Annotated in this window: 16 protein-coding genes and 1 tRNA gene; 8 read left to right on the forward strand and 9 right to left on the reverse strand. The window is 61.9% G+C overall.

All coding sequences use genetic code 11. From position 1 onward, the window contains the following. Nucleotides 1-8 precede the first annotated feature (8 nt). The 6 genes from cysS to BUB23_RS20790 all read left to right on the forward strand — a co-directional run bounded on the left by cysS (nucleotide 9) and on the right by BUB23_RS20790 (nucleotide 5,791). Nucleotides 9-1,460 carry a cysteine--tRNA ligase gene (gene cysS / locus BUB23_RS20765; RefSeq protein ID WP_073107266.1) on the forward strand — a complete coding sequence of 484 codons (1,452 nt, stop codon included), beginning with the start codon at nucleotides 9-11 and terminating at the stop codon, nucleotides 1,458-1,460. A 9-nt stretch (nucleotides 1,461-1,469) separates the two neighbouring features. Continuing rightward, nucleotides 1,470-2,117 (forward strand): DNA-3-methyladenine glycosylase family protein, encoded by a 648-nt coding sequence (locus tag BUB23_RS20770; RefSeq protein ID WP_073107270.1) that lies wholly within the window; start codon nucleotides 1,470-1,472, stop codon nucleotides 2,115-2,117. A gap of 36 nt (nucleotides 2,118-2,153) precedes the next feature. Beyond that, on the forward strand, nucleotides 2,154-3,119 hold the full coding sequence (locus BUB23_RS20775) for an acetyl-CoA carboxylase carboxyltransferase subunit alpha (RefSeq protein WP_073107276.1): 966 nt from the start codon (nucleotides 2,154-2,156) through the stop codon (nucleotides 3,117-3,119). Nucleotides 3,120-3,125: 6 nt separating this feature from the next. Beyond that, nucleotides 3,126-4,166 (forward strand): tRNA lysidine(34) synthetase TilS, encoded by a 1,041-nt coding sequence (gene tilS, locus BUB23_RS20780; RefSeq protein WP_073107279.1) that lies wholly within the window; start codon nucleotides 3,126-3,128, stop codon nucleotides 4,164-4,166. A 113-nt stretch (nucleotides 4,167-4,279) separates the two neighbouring features. Continuing rightward, the gene (locus BUB23_RS20785) at nucleotides 4,280-5,551 is read left to right on the forward strand and encodes an aspartate kinase (protein WP_073107283.1); all 1,272 of its coding nucleotides are present in this window, start codon (nucleotides 4,280-4,282) and stop codon (nucleotides 5,549-5,551) included. Between the two features lie 147 nt (nucleotides 5,552-5,698). Next, nucleotides 5,699-5,791, forward strand: a tRNA-Ser gene (locus BUB23_RS20790). Between the two features lie 50 nt (nucleotides 5,792-5,841). Here the strand turns inward: BUB23_RS20790 and BUB23_RS20795 are convergent. The 8 genes from BUB23_RS20795 to BUB23_RS20830 form a co-directional block, all read right to left on the reverse strand. After that, nucleotides 5,842-6,669, reverse strand: coding sequence for an EamA family transporter (locus tag BUB23_RS20795; RefSeq protein ID WP_073107286.1), 828 nt, complete (start codon nucleotides 6,667-6,669; stop codon nucleotides 5,842-5,844). A 74-nt stretch (nucleotides 6,670-6,743) separates the two neighbouring features. Next, nucleotides 6,744-7,649, reverse strand: a complete 906-nt coding sequence (gene gcvA, locus BUB23_RS20800; protein ID WP_073107289.1) for a transcriptional regulator GcvA — start codon at nucleotides 7,647-7,649, stop codon at nucleotides 6,744-6,746. Between the two features lie 206 nt (nucleotides 7,650-7,855). Next, entirely contained in the window at nucleotides 7,856-8,248 is a 393-nt protein-coding gene (locus tag BUB23_RS20805; RefSeq protein ID WP_073107292.1) for a type II toxin-antitoxin system VapC family toxin, read from the reverse strand. Beyond that, entirely contained in the window at nucleotides 8,245-8,487 is a 243-nt protein-coding gene (locus BUB23_RS20810) for an antitoxin (RefSeq protein WP_073107519.1), read from the reverse strand. Before BUB23_RS20810 ends, BUB23_RS20805 begins: the two co-directional genes overlap by 4 nt. A 189-nt stretch (nucleotides 8,488-8,676) precedes the next feature. Then, a complete protein-coding gene (locus tag BUB23_RS20815) occupies nucleotides 8,677-10,356 on the reverse strand; it encodes an electron transfer flavoprotein-ubiquinone oxidoreductase (protein ID WP_218599110.1) in 1,680 nt (559 codons plus the stop codon). 28 nt (nucleotides 10,357-10,384) lie between these two features. Continuing rightward, nucleotides 10,385-11,023: an FMN-dependent NADH-azoreductase gene (locus BUB23_RS20820; RefSeq protein WP_073107294.1), complete on the reverse strand. Its 639-nt coding sequence runs from the start codon at nucleotides 11,021-11,023 to the stop codon at nucleotides 10,385-10,387. 46 nt (nucleotides 11,024-11,069) lie between these two features. Next, nucleotides 11,070-11,501: a carboxymuconolactone decarboxylase family protein gene (locus BUB23_RS20825; RefSeq protein WP_073107297.1), complete on the reverse strand. Its 432-nt coding sequence runs from the start codon at nucleotides 11,499-11,501 to the stop codon at nucleotides 11,070-11,072. A 57-nt stretch (nucleotides 11,502-11,558) separates the two neighbouring features. Next, a complete protein-coding gene (locus tag BUB23_RS20830) occupies nucleotides 11,559-11,990 on the reverse strand; it encodes a GNAT family N-acetyltransferase (protein WP_073107300.1) in 432 nt (143 codons plus the stop codon). A gap of 91 nt (nucleotides 11,991-12,081) precedes the next feature. Here BUB23_RS20830 and pdxR point away from each other — a divergent pair, with 91 nt between their 5' ends. Then, nucleotides 12,082-13,506 (forward strand): MocR-like pyridoxine biosynthesis transcription factor PdxR, encoded by a 1,425-nt coding sequence (pdxR, locus tag BUB23_RS20835; protein ID WP_073107303.1) that lies wholly within the window; start codon nucleotides 12,082-12,084, stop codon nucleotides 13,504-13,506. Between the two features lie 193 nt (nucleotides 13,507-13,699). Then, entirely contained in the window at nucleotides 13,700-14,482 is a 783-nt protein-coding gene (locus BUB23_RS20840; protein ID WP_073107306.1) for a DUF899 domain-containing protein, read from the forward strand. Nucleotides 14,483-14,502: 20 nt separating this feature from the next. Here BUB23_RS20840 and BUB23_RS20845 read toward each other — a convergent pair whose 3' ends face one another. Then, nucleotides 14,503-15,324, reverse strand: a complete 822-nt coding sequence (locus BUB23_RS20845; RefSeq protein ID WP_073107308.1) for an anti-sigma factor family protein — start codon at nucleotides 15,322-15,324, stop codon at nucleotides 14,503-14,505. Nucleotide 15,325: the final 1 nt, after the last annotated feature.

The following is a 15,325-nucleotide window of genomic DNA, read 5'->3' on the forward strand; positions in this document are numbered from 1 at the left end:
TACCGCAAATGCTGCACATTTATAACACCCTTTCCCGCGCCAAAGAGCCATTGAAAACCGTAGAACCCGGACGGGTCCGCATGTATGTATGCGGCATGACGGTCTACGATTTCTGCCATCTCGGGCACGCCCGCATGCTGGTGAGCTTCGATGTCGTGCAGCGCTGGCTGCGCGCCAGCGGCTACAAGGTGAACTATGTGCGCAATATCACCGATATCGACGACAAGATCATACGGCGGGCCGTCCAAAGCGGCCGCCGCCTGAGCGAGGTCACGTCGTTCTACATCGCCGCCATGCATGCGGACGAACGCGCCCTGGCCGTGGCCGCGCCGGATGCCGAACCGCGCGCGACCGACCATGTGGGCGAGATGCTGGGCATCATCAAGCGCCTGGAAGACAATGGCTTGGCCTATCAGTCCGACGACGGGGACGTCAACTACGCGGTGCGCAACTTCCCGGGCTACGGAAAGCTTTCGGGCAAATCGCTCGACGACCTGCGCGCGGGCGAACGGGTGGCCGTAACCTCGGGCAAGCGCGACCCGCTGGACTTCGTTCTGTGGAAATCGGCCAAGGCCGACGAACCGCCCGAATCGCAATGGGAATCGCCTTATGGCATGGGCCGGCCGGGCTGGCATATCGAATGCTCGGCCATGAGCAAGGCGCTGCTGGGCTTGCCGCTGGACATCCACGGCGGCGGGCCCGACCTGAAATTTCCCCATCATGAAAACGAAATCGCCCAGACCGAGGGCGCGTTCGGCGGCACGCTGGCATCGATCTGGATGCATTGCGGCCCGCTGATGGTCGATGCCGACAAGATGTCCAAGTCCCTGGGCAATTTCCGCAGGATACGCGACACCATTGCCGCCGATGCGGCGCTGTCCGACGACCAGCCGGACTACGAGCCCAACCCGCGCGAGGCCGAAATGCTGCGCTTCTTCATCGTCCGCAATCATTACCGCAGCCCGCAGAATTACGCGCCCGACAATCTGCTGGATGCGCAGAACGCCCTGGACCGCCTGTACCAGACCCTGCACAACGTGCCTCCCGCCCAGGTGGATATCGACTGGGGCCATCCCGGCGCCCAGGCATTCCGCGCGGCCATGGACGACGACTTCAATACCTCCGGCGCCATTGCCGCCTTGTTCGAACTGTCCTCCGAAGCCAATCGCAGCGGCTCGGCGCAGGCGGCGGGCCTGATGCGGGCGCTGGGCGGCCTGCTCGGGCTGCTGCAGTCCGATCCGTCCGTGTACCTGCAGTCGCCCAGCCGCTACCAGCGCGGCGATGGCGCGGCGGCGGATTCCTTGTCGAATGAGCAGATCGAAGCCCTGATCGCCGCCCGAGCCGCGGCCAAGAAAGAGCGCGATTTCGCCGAAGCCGACCGCCTGCGCGCCCAGCTGCAGCATGGCGGAGTCGAGCTCGAAGACAAGGCGGGCGGCGTGACGCAGTGGCGCCGCGCCTAGGAGATGCCAATGTCAGAGAACCCGATCACAGTGCAAGACAAACCTGAATTCTGGGACGAAGCCTCGCTGCACCTCATGGGGCGCGACCGCATCCTCAAGAAGCTGATTCCCCGCCACGAATCCGAGTGGCTGGCCCCGTCGGCCACCCCCTTCGTCACGCTGGCCCGCGCCATTGTGGGGCACCAGATTTCCATCAAGGCCGCCGACGCCATGTGGCAGCGCTTTACCGAGGCTTGCGGGCGCCAGCCGACGCCGCGCTCGGTCATCAAGCTGGCCGAGGCCGATAGCGGCCTGGCCGGCCTGTCCAAGCGCAAGTCCGAATACATACTCGACCTTGCCATCCACTTTTCCGAGAAAAAGGTCAAACCCGCCTTGTGGGACAGCATGGACGACGAAGAGGTGATCGCCGATCTCTGCGCCATCCGGGGCATAGGGCGGTGGACGGCCGAGATGTTTCTTATTTTCAATCTGCAGCGTCCCGACATCCTTCCCCTGGACGATTCGAGCCTGCTCAAGGCAATTTCGTTACACTACTTTAGTGGTGAGCCCGTTTCGCGTTTCGAGGCCCGGGAAGTCGCCCAGGCCTGGGCGCCGTGGCGCACGGTGGCCACGTGGTACTTGTGGCGCAGCCTTGATCCGGCCGCTGTTCAGTACTAAACAAAGCGAATGCTCTAATCTGGATATCAAGCCCTTATGCGTAATACCTTCCTGGAATTTGAACAGCCTCTGGCCGAGCTCGAAAACAAAATCGAGCAGCTGCGTTTCGTTCAAACCGATTCTGCCGTGGATATTTCGGAAGAGGTCGGGCGTCTGCAACAAAAAAACCAGGCCCTGGCCAAAAGCATTTATTCCAAGCTTACGCCGTGGCAGACCGCGCTGGTCGCCCGGCACCCGCAGCGCCCTTATACCCTGGACTACGTGCGCGAAATCTTCACGGATTACCACGAGCTGCACGGCGACCGCATGTATGCCGACGACCAGGCCATCATCGGCGGGCTGGCGCGCTTCAACGGCACGCCATGCATGATCATCGGCCATCAGAAAGGGCGCGACACCAAAGAGCGCGCCATGCGCAATTTCGGCATGCCGCGCCCCGAAGGCTACCGCAAGGCCTTGCGCCTGATGCGCCTCGCCGAAAAGTTCCGGCTGCCCATTTTCACCTTCGTCGATACCCCCGGCGCCTACCCCGGCATCGGGGCGGAAGAGCGCGGCCAGTCCGAAGCCATAGGCCATAACCTGTACGCCATGGCCGAACTCAAAGTGCCCATCATAGCCACCATCATCGGCGAGGGCGGTTCGGGCGGCGCATTGGCTATCGCCATCGGCGATGTCGTCATGATGCTGCAGTACTCCACCTATGCCGTGATTTCGCCTGAAGGCTGCGCCTCCATCCTCTGGCGCAGCCCCGACAAGGCCCCCACGGCGGCCGAGGCGCTGGCCATTACGGCCCCGCGCCTCAAGGACCTGGGCCTCATCGACCGCATCGTCAACGAGCCGGTGGGCGGCGCGCATCGCGATCCGGTGGTGATGGCGCGCCAGCTCAGCCGCGCCCTGTCGGATTCTCTGCGCCAATTGTCCGGCATGAGCCCGGAGCAATTGATCGAACACCGTCTGCAGCGCCTGATGTCTTACGGCCGTTTCCAGGAAACCATCAGCTAGCGCGCCATGGCCACCGACGCGTTCTGGCGGGAGTTCGGGTCGCCCGGTCTGCTGCAGGCCATAGGCCGGGCCCTGGCCGCCTTGCCGCAGCCGCCCCGGCGCGTTGCCGTGGCGCTCAGCGGCGGCGCCGATTCCGCCATGCTGGCGGTGCATGCCGCCATCTTTGCCCATCGCAACCATATCGAACTGCATTGCTTTCACGTGCATCACGGCTTGCAGGACAGCGCCGAGCGCTGGCTGGCGCATGCGCACGATCTGGCCCAGTGGCTGCGCGTGCCGTGCCACAGCCTGGCGGTGCGGGTGGACATGGCGTCCGGCGCGGGCATGGAGTCGGCGGCCCGCGACGCCCGCTATGACGCCCTCGAGCGGCTGGCGGGGCAGGCCGGGCTGCGGCATATCCTGCTGGCGCATCATCGCAACGACCAGGCCGAGACCGTCCTGCTGCGGCTGTTGCGCGGCTCCGGTCCGGCGGGCCTGGCCGCCATGTCCGCCGCAACGCAGCGCCAGGGCCTGACCTATTTGCGCCCCTGGCTGGATGTCGATCGCGCGGCCATCCTCGATCAGGCCGGCCGATTCTTTGAAGTCAGCGGCTGGGCGCCCGTGCAAGACCCCAGCAATTCCGACGATCAATACACCCGCGCCGCGGTGCGCGAACGCCTGGTGCCCGCGCTGAACCAGCGCTGGCCCGGGTGGCAGGGCAATGTGGTGCGCCATGCGCGCCAGAGCGCGCAAATGCAGGAAGTATTGGACGAGGTCGCCGCCCTGGACTTTGCGCAGCTGGATCCGGCCCCCGATGCCGGCAGCTTTTCCCTGGCCGCCTGGCGTTCGCTGTCGGCCGCCCGCCAGGCCCTGGTATTGCGCTATTGGCTGTCGCGCCAGGGGCTGCGCATGCCCACCGATGCCCGGCTGCAAGACATCATGCGCCAGTTGCGCGGCCTGCACGCCCTGGGCCACGACAGGCAGATGCGGGTCAAGCACGGCGCGGTGTGGATACGCTGCGTCAAGGGCCGTATCCAGCTGGAAAACGCCCTTGTTGAAAAACGTTAAAATATCCGACTTTGTCTGTCCAGAACCCACAACTGGCGGATGACTTCCTTCGAATCGATAGATCCGGGCGCTTGTTGCGAGCGCCGGCAGTGTCTCTTAATGCAGAGTTAAAGATGTCCCTGATTGTTCACAAATACGGCGGCACGTCCATGGGTTCGGTCGAACGCATCCAGAACGTAGCCCGGCGCGTGGCCAAATGGCATGCGGCCGGCCACCAGGTGGTCGTGGTGCCCTCGGCCATGTCGGGTGAAACCAACCGGCTGCTGGGCCTGGCCAAGGAAATTTCGCCGCAGCCCGATCCGCGCGAGCTGGATATGCTGGCCGCGACCGGCGAGCAGGCCAGCAGCGCGCTGCTGGCCATGGCCTTGATGTCGCAGGGCGTGGCCGCGCGCAGCTACACCGGCTGGCAAGTTCCCGTGCGCACCGACTCGTCCTTCACCAAGGCGCGCATCAAGTCCATCGACGATGCGCGCATACGCGGCGACCTGGACGCCGGCCGCGTCGTCATCGTGACAGGCTTTCAGGGCATAGACGAGGAAGGCAACATCACCACGCTCGGGCGCGGCGGCTCGGACACCTCCGCGGTGGCCGTCGCGGCGGCCATGAAAGCCCACGAATGCCTGATCTTCACCGATGTCGACGGCGTGTACACGACCGACCCGCGCGTGGTGCCCGAGGCCCGGCGCATGACAGTGGTATCGTTCGAAGAAATGATGGAAATGGCCTCCCTGGGGTCCAAGGTCCTGCAAATCCGCTCGGTCGAATTCGCCGGCAAATATCACGTACCGGTGCGCGTCCTGTCCTCGCTGACAGACCCCCTGATGCCCCTCGAAGACGAGATGGCCTCGGGCACCCTTATTACTTTCGAGGAAGATCAAAAAATGGAAGCCGCCGTTGTATCGGGCATCGCCTTCAGCCGTGACGAGGCCAAAGTTACCCTGCTAGCCGTCCCCGACACCCCGGGCGTGGCCTATTCGATTCTTGGCCCCGTCGCAGCCGCCAACATCGACGTCGACATGATCCTGCAAAACCAGTCGGTGCATGGCACGACCGATTTCTCATTCACCGTGAATCGCAACGACTTCTCCCGGACCCTGGATTTATTGAATAACCAGATCGGACCCGCCGTGGGCGCCGCCCAGATCGTGGCCGACGACAAGGTTTGCAAGGTTTCCATCGTGGGCATAGGCATGCGCAGCCATGTGGGCGTGGCGAGCCTGATGTTCCGCACCTTGTCGGAAGAAGGCATCAACATTCAAATGATCAGCACCAGCGAGATCAAGACCTCGGTCATCATCAACGACAAGTACATGGAACTGGCGGTGCGCGCCCTGCACAAGGCTTTCGGGCTCGACCAGGATGGCAGCCAGCAAGGCAGGCCCTGATCGGCCGTCTGCCCGATTTTTGTCTTGAACCGCCGTTCTTATTGTTTTTAGTCGTTGATTCCTGCCGAAATTTTTCATGATTGTGGCCCGCGGCCAGGGCTGCGGGGAAAAACAGACTTTTATCGTGCTAGAATGGCGGCCTGTTTCGGAGACGTGGCCGAGTGGTTGAAGGTACTCCCCTGCTAAGGGAGCATGCGGCTTATACCCGCATCGAGGGTTCGAATCCCTCCGTCTCCGCCAGTGATACAGCAAATATGCGCCCCTCGGGGCGCTTTTTTGTGCGCCTCCAGTCAGCCGATGATGATCGCGCCGATGGCAATCGCCGCGCATGCCAGCATCTTTCGGGCCGTCAGTGTCTCGCCCAGGAAAAAATAACCGATCAACGCCGCAAACAACACACTGGTTTCGCGCAATGCCGATACCGCTCCCATAGGCGCGCCGGACATGGCGTAGATGACGATTCCATAGGCCAGAAGAGAGACCAGCCCACCGATGAAGGCCGTGATGAATCCGGGCCGGATGGTAAATAAACTGTTTGCGCCGCGCAGGCCGATGTATATCGCCGGCATCAGGATGCCCCACAAGGCGCACATCCATACCGTGTATGCCATCGGGGCGCCGGACAGGCGCGCGCCGATGCCGTCTGTCACGCTATAAGCGGCAATGAAACATCCGGTTCCCAGGGCATACGGCAGGCTCGGAACCGCAAGCCTGCGCCCTTTGAAGGCCAGGGAAATAATACCGCCCGACACCAGAGCAATTCCAAGCAGAGCGCCCATACCTGGCTTCTCCCCGGCGAAAACCGATGCCGCGATGGTGATCAATATGGGAGAGGAGCCCCGTGAAATCGGATAGGTCTGCCCGAGGTCTCCGACTTGGTAGCTCCTGACGAGAAACAGGTTATAGCCAACATGCAGCCCCGCTGAAAGCACTGCGTAAATCCAGCTGGCTTTGGCTGGAGGCGCCAGGAACAAGGCTATTGCGGCGCTGGCGATCGCTACCGCCAGGCACATGACCGTCATAGACCAAAGTCTGTCGGCTCCGCCGCGCAGGAGCGCATTCCAGCTTGCATGCATGAGAGCGGCGAAGAGTATCAGTAAAATAACGTGAAAGGGCATGCGCCATACTAAGCAAACCGGCGCCTCGATTAAAGCGAAGTCTCCTCATTGCGGAATGAGCGTATCCTCATGCATTATCGATAGTCTTGCTGGGCCTTGCTTGATTCCGCCAGGAGCCAGTCGCGAAAGCTGATGATGTGGGGCTGCGATTCGATTCCTTTTGGACAGACAAAATAGTAGGCGACCGGGGAGGGGAAGGGCAGGTCAAACAGCCTGACCAGGCTGCCATCGCGTATTTCAGTTTCGACATGTCCGCTTCGAGCCAAAGCTATTCCCTGGCCCAGCAGTGCCGCCTCGATAGTCATGTTGGTGTCAGCAAACCTGACGCTTTCCTTGAGCGCGGAAATGCCTACGCCTACTTGTTGAAACCAAAGCTCCCATTTCGGCACCAGATCTGCGCCGTCACGTGTAAGCAGCGGGTAGCGCAATAATTCGGCAGGTTCGCGCGGCGCTCCGTAGCGGTCCAAGAGATCAGGACTGGCAACCGGAAAAATCTGCTCCCTGAACATGAATTCCGAGTGCAGGCCTGGATAATTCCCATTGCCAAATCGGATCGCAACATCCGGCTCTGCGCTCGAAAAATTGATGGCTTTGTCAGTGGTTCCCAGCGTGATCAAAATTTCCGGATGCTGCTGGGACAGACTCGGCAATCTTGGAAGCAGCCATTTCAGCGCGAAGGAGTAAGTCGTACTGACTTTAAGCCGGACCCTGCCCTTTTGCTCTCTCAGATCAGAGAGCGTCGCCTCCAGATTCATGAAGAATTCACGCACGATCGGCGCAAGCGCTGCTCCCGCGGGTGTCAGGCTCAATGACTTGCCCCGCTGAAATAACTGCAATCCCCAGATCTCTTCGAGATTCTTCAACTGGTGGCTTACCGCGCTCTGGGTGACATGCAATTCTTCTGAAGCGGAGGTGAATGTTGCATGCCGCGTCGCAACTTCAAAGGCGCGCAATGTGGCGGTAGGAGGCAGATCTCTCATATTATTGTTCCGCGGTGAGCATTTAAAATCGCCGTTTATGAATAGAAGCTCATGATAGGGCATTCCAAGCATGCGCCGAAAGATGCCGATTTCCCTATGCCTTTGCCCCATTACGATGACGATTAGCGAAAATTACTCACTAAATCGCAGCCCTCAATGGTTGTTGAGATTGTTGATCGTCGAATCCAGGTGTGCGTGACCAACCTTCAGATTTCCCAATCTTCGACCCGTATATGGGGTACTCGCTGGAATTCGCGCAGGTTATGCGTAATCAATGTTAGGTCGCGCGCCCAGGCCTGACCTGCGATCAATACGTCGTATGGGCCGATGGGCGTGCCTGCAGCGGCCAGAAGAGCACGCAGTTCTGCGGCCCGCTGCGCATCCTCCCGATCGAATTCGAGCACTTCAAACTGCAATGCTTCGACTCGCGCGAGGTTCTCAGCCATACGCTGCCCTTTGTAAGCGCCATAGAAAAGCTCATGCGCCACAATGGACGGCATTGCGAAATCTGCGGGTTGGTGCTGGCGTAATTGAGCAAGAAAGCCTGGATGCCCCTTCATAAGGGCAATCACAGCGTTGCTATCGAGCAAGAACTTCACTTGAAGAAATCCAGCTCGGGACGTTCCTGTGCGGGCCCTTGTTCAGCGGCGGCAGACTCGAAGTCTTTATCGACCGAACCAATGATGCTGTCCAGCCATGCCCAACCCTGGGCAATCGGCTCGAGAATAATGGCACTCCCATGGCGGCGAATGCGGACCTCGTCGGTCTCGAAACGGAATTCCTTTGGTAGCCGAACCGCTTGGGAACGTCCAGACCAGAAGATTTTGGCGGTATCCATAGAGACCTCCATTCGTAATGATATCTATCAAAAAAATATATCACTTGTAAGCGCAGATGGCAAGGACCATAAGCCAGTTGTTGGCGCGCGCTTACTACGACGAATTGGCGGCGCGCATCCGCATCCTGGTCACCGACGGTTCATGCGGCAGCCTGCATACCAAGAGCGCCAAGCTCAACCCCTGCGGCCCTACAGGCCAGCGTAGTTGGGGCCTCCACCGCCCTCCGGCGTGGTCCACGTAATGTTTTGCGCGGGATCCTTGATGTCGCAAGCCTTGCAATGAAGGCAGTTCTGCGCATTGATGACAAATTTAGGATAGGTCTTGGCGGCGGCGTCGCCGAATACGATTTCATAGACGCCGGCAGGGCAGTACAGCCGCGCCGGTTCGCCATATAGCGGAAGGTTTTTCCCGACCGGAATCGATGCGTCCGCCAGTTTCAGATGCGCCGGCTGGTTTTCCTCGTGATTTGCAGACGAAAGAAAGACCGATGACAGTTTGTCGAACGAGATCTCGCCATCCGGCTTTGGGTATACGATAGTCCTGGCCTCATTGAGGGGCTTGAGCGATGCATGGTCCGGCTTTCCGTGCTTCATCGTGCCGAACGGCGACCAGCCGAGGAGCTGGTTGCACCACATGTCGACGCCGCCGAGCAGGATGCCGCGGATGGTGCCGAACTTCGACCAGAGTGGCTTGACGTTACGGACCTGCTTGAGATCGCGGCCGATATTGGAGGCGCGCCAGCGAGCCTCTATTTCAGTCACTTCATCGTGAGCGCGGCCCTGTGCGAGCGCCGGCGCAAGATGCTCGGCCGCCAACATGCCCGAGAAGATGGCGTTGTGGCTTCCCTTGATTCGCGGCACATTCACCAGGCCGGCGGAGCAGCCAAGCAACACGCCGCCTGGAAAGACGAGTTTCGGGACCGATTGCCAGCCGCCTTCGCTGATGGCCCGGGCGCCATAGGACAGGCGCTGGCCGCCTTCGAAGAGATCACGAATGCCCGGATGTGTCTTGAATCTCTGGAATTCATCGAACGGCGACAGCGTCGGATTTTCATAATTGAGATGGACGACGAACCCAACGGCAACCAGGCCATCGCCAAAATGATAAAGGAAGGAGCCGCCGCCAGTCCGGTCATCGAGTGGCCATCCGAAGGTATGCTGCACGCGGCCGGCGCGGAATTTCCCGGGCCTGACCCTCCAGACCTCCTTGAAACCGAGGCCAAACTTCTGATGCTGGCTTTCTTTGGCCAGACCATAGCGTTCGATGGCAATCTTTGCGAGCGAGCCGCGCACTCCCTCGCCTATCAGGGTATATCGTCCCCTCAATTCGATGCCTCGGGTAAAGCGATCAGTAAGCGTCCCTTCCTTGGATATGCCCATGTCTCCCGTGGCCACGCCAATCACGGCTCCTTCTTCATTGAACAGCAGCTCCGCCGCGGCGAAGCCCGGGTAGATTTCAACACCCAGGGCTTCGGCGCGCGCCGCAAGGTATTTCGCCACCAGGCCGAGCGAGCCGATGAAGTTGCCGTGATTGCTCATCAGCGGCGGGATGATGAAATTTGGCAAGCGGATACGGCTTGTCCTGGTGAGGAAACAGAAGACGTCGTCAGCGACCTTCGTGACAGGCGGGCGCATTTCGTCGTCGCGCCAGTCCGGCAACAGGGCGTCGATGCCGACAGGATCCATGACCGCGCCCGATAGTATGTGGGCCCCGATCTCCGAGCCTTTCTCGACAACCACGACCGAAATGGATGCGTCGAGTTGCTTGAGCCTGATGGCTGCCGCGAGCCCGGCGGGCCCCGCGCCGACGATGACTACGTCATAGCTCATGCTTACGCGCGGCGTGTCGCGGGTCTCTTTGGAATTCATTGCATTTCCCCTGCGCGGCCCGCAGCGCTCACTGGCTGTAATGAGGATGGGCGGCACCCATCTCCGCCGCGTCGACGGCCGCGAGCAGAGCATCTCTGGCTGCCGCGAGCCGCTCATGGTCGAGAAACGCGGTTGCCTGCAGTGGCAGGAAGCGCAGCGTATTCAAGCCCGCGCAGCCAAGCGCGGCCGTCATATAGGGAGTGAGGAAATCCGGCTGGTTGGCGCGATCGCCCGTGAAAACGCCCCCTGAGGCAATACCGATATAAACGGGCCGGTCTTGCAGCAGGCCGACTTTTTTTCCCGTGGGAGATGAGCCTATCGTGCGTCCTATCCGCAGGATCTGGTCTATCCACGCTTTGAGGACCGAAGGTACGGTGAAATTGTTCATCGGCGTGCCGATGACCAGAACGTCGGCGGCTTCCACTTCCTGGATCAATTGTTCCGACAGCCGCACTGCCCCATTCGACAGTCCAGCCGCCAGAGCGCCGGGGGACGACAGGGCGGTGGCATAGTCGGGGCCGGCATGCGGTATGGGTTCGCGGCCCAGATCACGGCGCGTAACGCCCGCGTCAGGATTGTTCACGAGCAGCCGCGCGACAATGGCGGCCGAGAGCCGGCGGCTATGCGACTCTATCCTCGGGCTGCAGTCGATATGCAGAATTTTCATACAAGGTCCTTTAATGACTTAACGAGAATGAGCTGCGCGCCATTCCTTATTGCCGCATTCCGACCGCCAAACGATTGAATGCGCTCATCAACGCGATGGCGAAAGTCAGGTCGGAGATTTCGGCTTCGCTGAAATGCGCCTTGAGCGGCTCGAAATCCTCATCAGGCGCGTGGGTCCGGTCCACGTGCGTCAGCGCTTCCGTCCAGGCCAGCGCGGCGCGTTCGCGCTCGGTGAAATGCCCGCCCGCGCGCCATCCTGCCAGGCTGTCCAGCTTGGCATCCGGCACGCCGCTGGCGCGCAGTGCTTTCGCATGCATTTCCAGACAAAAAGCGCAGCCGTTGATCTGCGACATTCGCAGCCAGACCAGCTCGATCAATTGCTTGCCAAGACTGCTCTTTTCCAGAGCTTTCTTGGTGGCGCTGAATCCCTGATAGGCTTCGGGGGAAAGGGTCCAGTAGGGCAAACGAAGGGTACTCATGGGAGGTCTCCTGTAAGAAAGGGTGGAAAACACGGCCACATCCATGGCTCGCGCGATCTATAGCGGCTGGCAGAAATGCATACCCTTGGCCAGTAGGCCTTGACGGAAATAGAAACGTTGCCCCAGCGCATTTCCCAGGGCGGTATCGAGAACGAAGTGGGCGCAGCCTTGCCGCCGCGCTTCTTCGCGCAATGCATCGATCAGCTTGCCGCCCAGGCCGTGGCGGCGAGCGTCGGAGGATGCCACCAGATCATCGACGTAGAGGAAGCGTCCGTAGAGCAGATTCTCCTGGATGCGATAGCCCGCCAGACCCTTGACCTGTTCGTCCCGCCACGCGGCCAGCAGGCGATATCCCTGCCCGGCCTGACGACGCGCCTGCGCGGCGAATGTGGCGGCATCGGCCAGATGGGGGCGCAGTTCGCGCATGACGCTGAAGCAGGCCTGGTAGTCCTGATCGCTGTCGATAGGGCTCAATTGAAAAGTGCTCATGTGGATTTCCTTGTCGTATAGCCAGCACTGTAGGAGAATAATGGCCTATGTCATAGGTGCAAGAATTGAATAAATTAATGGGACATTGCTTATGGACTTGCGGCACCTGAAACCGAGCCGAGAGCAAGATGCGCCGATCTACCTGCAGTTGTATCGGCGCTACCGCGAGGCGATTGCCGCCGGCAAGCTTCGTCCCGGAGACCGGGTGCCGTCGGTGCGCAGCCTCGCCAGCGAGCTGAACCTGGCGCGTGGCACGGTCGAAATGGCCTATCAGATGTTGGCGAGCGAAGGCTATTTCGTGGCGCGTGGCGCCGCGGGGACCGTCGTATCCCCCCGGCTGGAGAGCCTGGCTGAACCAGGCCACGCCAAGGTGCCCCTGCCTCCGGTCCACGCATCACCGCGCCCGCAAGCCCTGGCCGGCGCAGCCCTGCCGTTCCAGCTCGGTTTGCCGGCGCTGGACGCATTCCCGCGAAAAACCTGGGCCCGCCTGGCTGGGCGCAAGCTGCGCACTCTGGAGACGGCGGCTATGGCCTATCCCGATCCGGCGGGATACGATCCTCTGCGGCGCGCCATTGCCACCTATCTGGGCATTTCGCGCGGCATCGCCTGTTCGCACGAGCAGGTATTCGTTACGGCGGGTTATCGAGGGGCGCTGGAACTCGTGCGTCACACGCTGCTGCAAGCTGGAGACCTGGGCTGGTATGAGGATCCGGGGTACATTCTCGCCCGTTGGTTTTTAGAGCGCGCGGGAATGCGCCTGCAGCCGGTGCCCGTCGATGAGGAAGGCTTGAACGTGAGTGCCGGCCAGCGACTCGCCGCTCATGCGCGTTTCGTCGTGGTGACACCCACGCACCAAAGTCCGATGGGCGTGGCCCTGTCGCTGCCACGGCGGCTGGAACTGCTGGAGTGGGCGGGCCGCCGCCAGGCATGGATTATCGAGGACGACTACGACAGCGAGTTCCGATACCATGGCCGGCCCTTGCCGGCCTTGAAAAGCCTGGATCGCGATGGGCGGGTGCTCTACACGGGTACCTTCAGCAAGGTGCTGTTTCCCGGTCTACGGCTGGCCTATCTGGTCGTGCCCGCGTCTCAAGCCGGCAAGTTCAGCGATGTGGTGAACCATCTTCCCGGCCCCGGTTCTATCTTGCCCCAAGCCATGGTGGCGGACTTCATGGAACAGGGCTACTTTGCCCGGCACCTGCGCAAGATGCGAACCCTGTATGTGGCGAGACGCGGCTATCTGGTCGATGCGCTGGCGCAGACGATGGGAGAGCGCCTGCATGTCCAGCCCCAGGCGGGCGGCATCCATGTATTGGCTCACCTGAACGCCCGCCAGAGCGACAAAACCCTGGCCGCGGCCGCCCAGGCCAAGGGGCTCCCCGTCCAGGCACTGAGTGACTGGCGCTTGCGCAAGTCATCGCAGGGAGGTTTGCTGATGGGGTTCGCCAACTTCGCGACGGCTGAAGAAGCCGTGGCATCGGTTCGGCGCCTGAAAGCGGCGCTGGCCAAGAACTAGCGTGGCGCTGCCAGCAGGTGCGCGCCTCTGTGGCAGCGCCGCCATGGAGCAGAACACGTCATACTTGTTACTCCCGATATTTCGATTTCCGTGCCAAACTATTTCACGGCCAACGACGAACGATGAGCAGCGAATGGAAACCGCGCTTTGATCACGAAGTGCGGGGACACGCCCACATTAGGAGATGAAAGCCATGACTACATCAGCAGAGAACGGACGCAAAGGCGGACAGCCCGCCATGCACACACCGCCGGTCGTATCGCCGCAGGCGTGGAAGGCCGCCCGCGAGCAGTTGCTCGTGAAGGAAAAGGCCCAGACCCGCGCCCGCGACGCGCTGGCCGCCGAGCGCCGGCGAATGCCCTGGATGCCGGTGGAGACAGCGTATGCGTTCGAGGGGCCCGCGGGCAGGGTCAGCCTGCTCGACCTGTTCGACGGCCGGCGCCAGTTGATCGTCTATCGCGCCTTCTTCGAGCCGGGGGTATTCGGCTGGCCCGACCACGCCTGCCGGGGCTGTTCCATGGTGGCCGACCAGGTCGCCCACCTCGCCCATCTGAATGCCCGTGACACCACCCTCGTCTTTGTCTCGCGCGCGCCTCAGCCCGACATCGCGCGGCTGAAGGCGCGGATGGGCTGGGAGATGCCGTGGTTCACCCTCACGGACAGCTTCGACGCCGACTTCGACGTGGACGAATGGCACGGCACCAACGTGTTCTACCGCGACGGCGACCGCGTGTTCCGCAGCTACTTTCTCAACAACCGCGGCGACGAGCAAATGGGGGGCACCTGGAACTACCTCGACATCACGCCGCTGGGCCGGCAGGAGACCTGGGAGGATGCACCCGAGGGCTATCCTCAGACTCCGGCCTACAAGTGGTGGAACTGGCACGACAGCTATGCCGCAGGCGCGGCGCCCGACAAGGAATGGGTCGAGGTGTCGGACGCCGGAGAGGCGGCGTTCCGGAACCAGCACCGTTAGTAATGCAACGGTTAGGCGCTTCACTCCAGCTGTTTATAGACTTCCTCGGACACGCGCAGCAGTTCCGCGCGGTCCGCCGCGCCTGACAGGGCATAGCCGAAGTGCTCGTCCACCCAATAGAAGACATTCACGGGCCCGTCCCGGGTGAACTGAAAAGCGGTCTTCTTGCCGGCGGCTTCGCGCGTCACATACAGTGTCAGGCGTTGGCCGGCGGCAGCGGCATACATGAACTGGGCCACCGGTCCGGCGCCGCCGGGCAGCAAACGGCCCCCCACCAGTTCGTATCCGACCATGCCGAGCTTGGGCGGCTTGACCGCCGCGCCCAGGCGCTTGCTAAGCCAGGTGGCCAGCGCCTGTTCCTGATCGGCGCCGATCTCCACGGGCCGGCGCGCGTCCGGCGCGTACACCAGATGGGCAATGGCCGCGCGCTGATAAAAGGTATCGCCGGCCGGGGCGATCGGCAGCGAGGACGGCGCGGACGAGGTGACGAGCACCGCGGGCCGGGCGCTGGCCGCGCCGCGCGCGAACCATCCGGCGCTGGCGCCTATGGCGGCGATCGCGACACCTGCCGCCAGGCGGCGCCACGGCTGTCCGCGCGCCGCCGGCGGGATGGCCAGGCGCAAGGGTATGGATTCTTCCCATATCGGCTGCAAAGCGCGCTGCAGCGCCCGGCGTTGGCTGCGCCAGTTTTCCACGCGCTGCCGTTCGTCGGGATGCCCGGACAGGAAGGCTTCTATTTCTACGCGGCGGGCCTGCGGCAGTTGCCCGTCCACATAGGCATGCAAGTCGGCTTCTGTGGCGGGAACCGGCATCGCGGGGGCGGTAGAGGGAGTCTTTTTCATG

Origin of the sequence: Pollutimonas bauzanensis, from assembly GCF_900129885.1 — a bacterium.
Classification (GTDB): Bacteria; Pseudomonadota; Gammaproteobacteria; order Burkholderiales; family Burkholderiaceae_B; genus Pollutimonas; species Pollutimonas bauzanensis.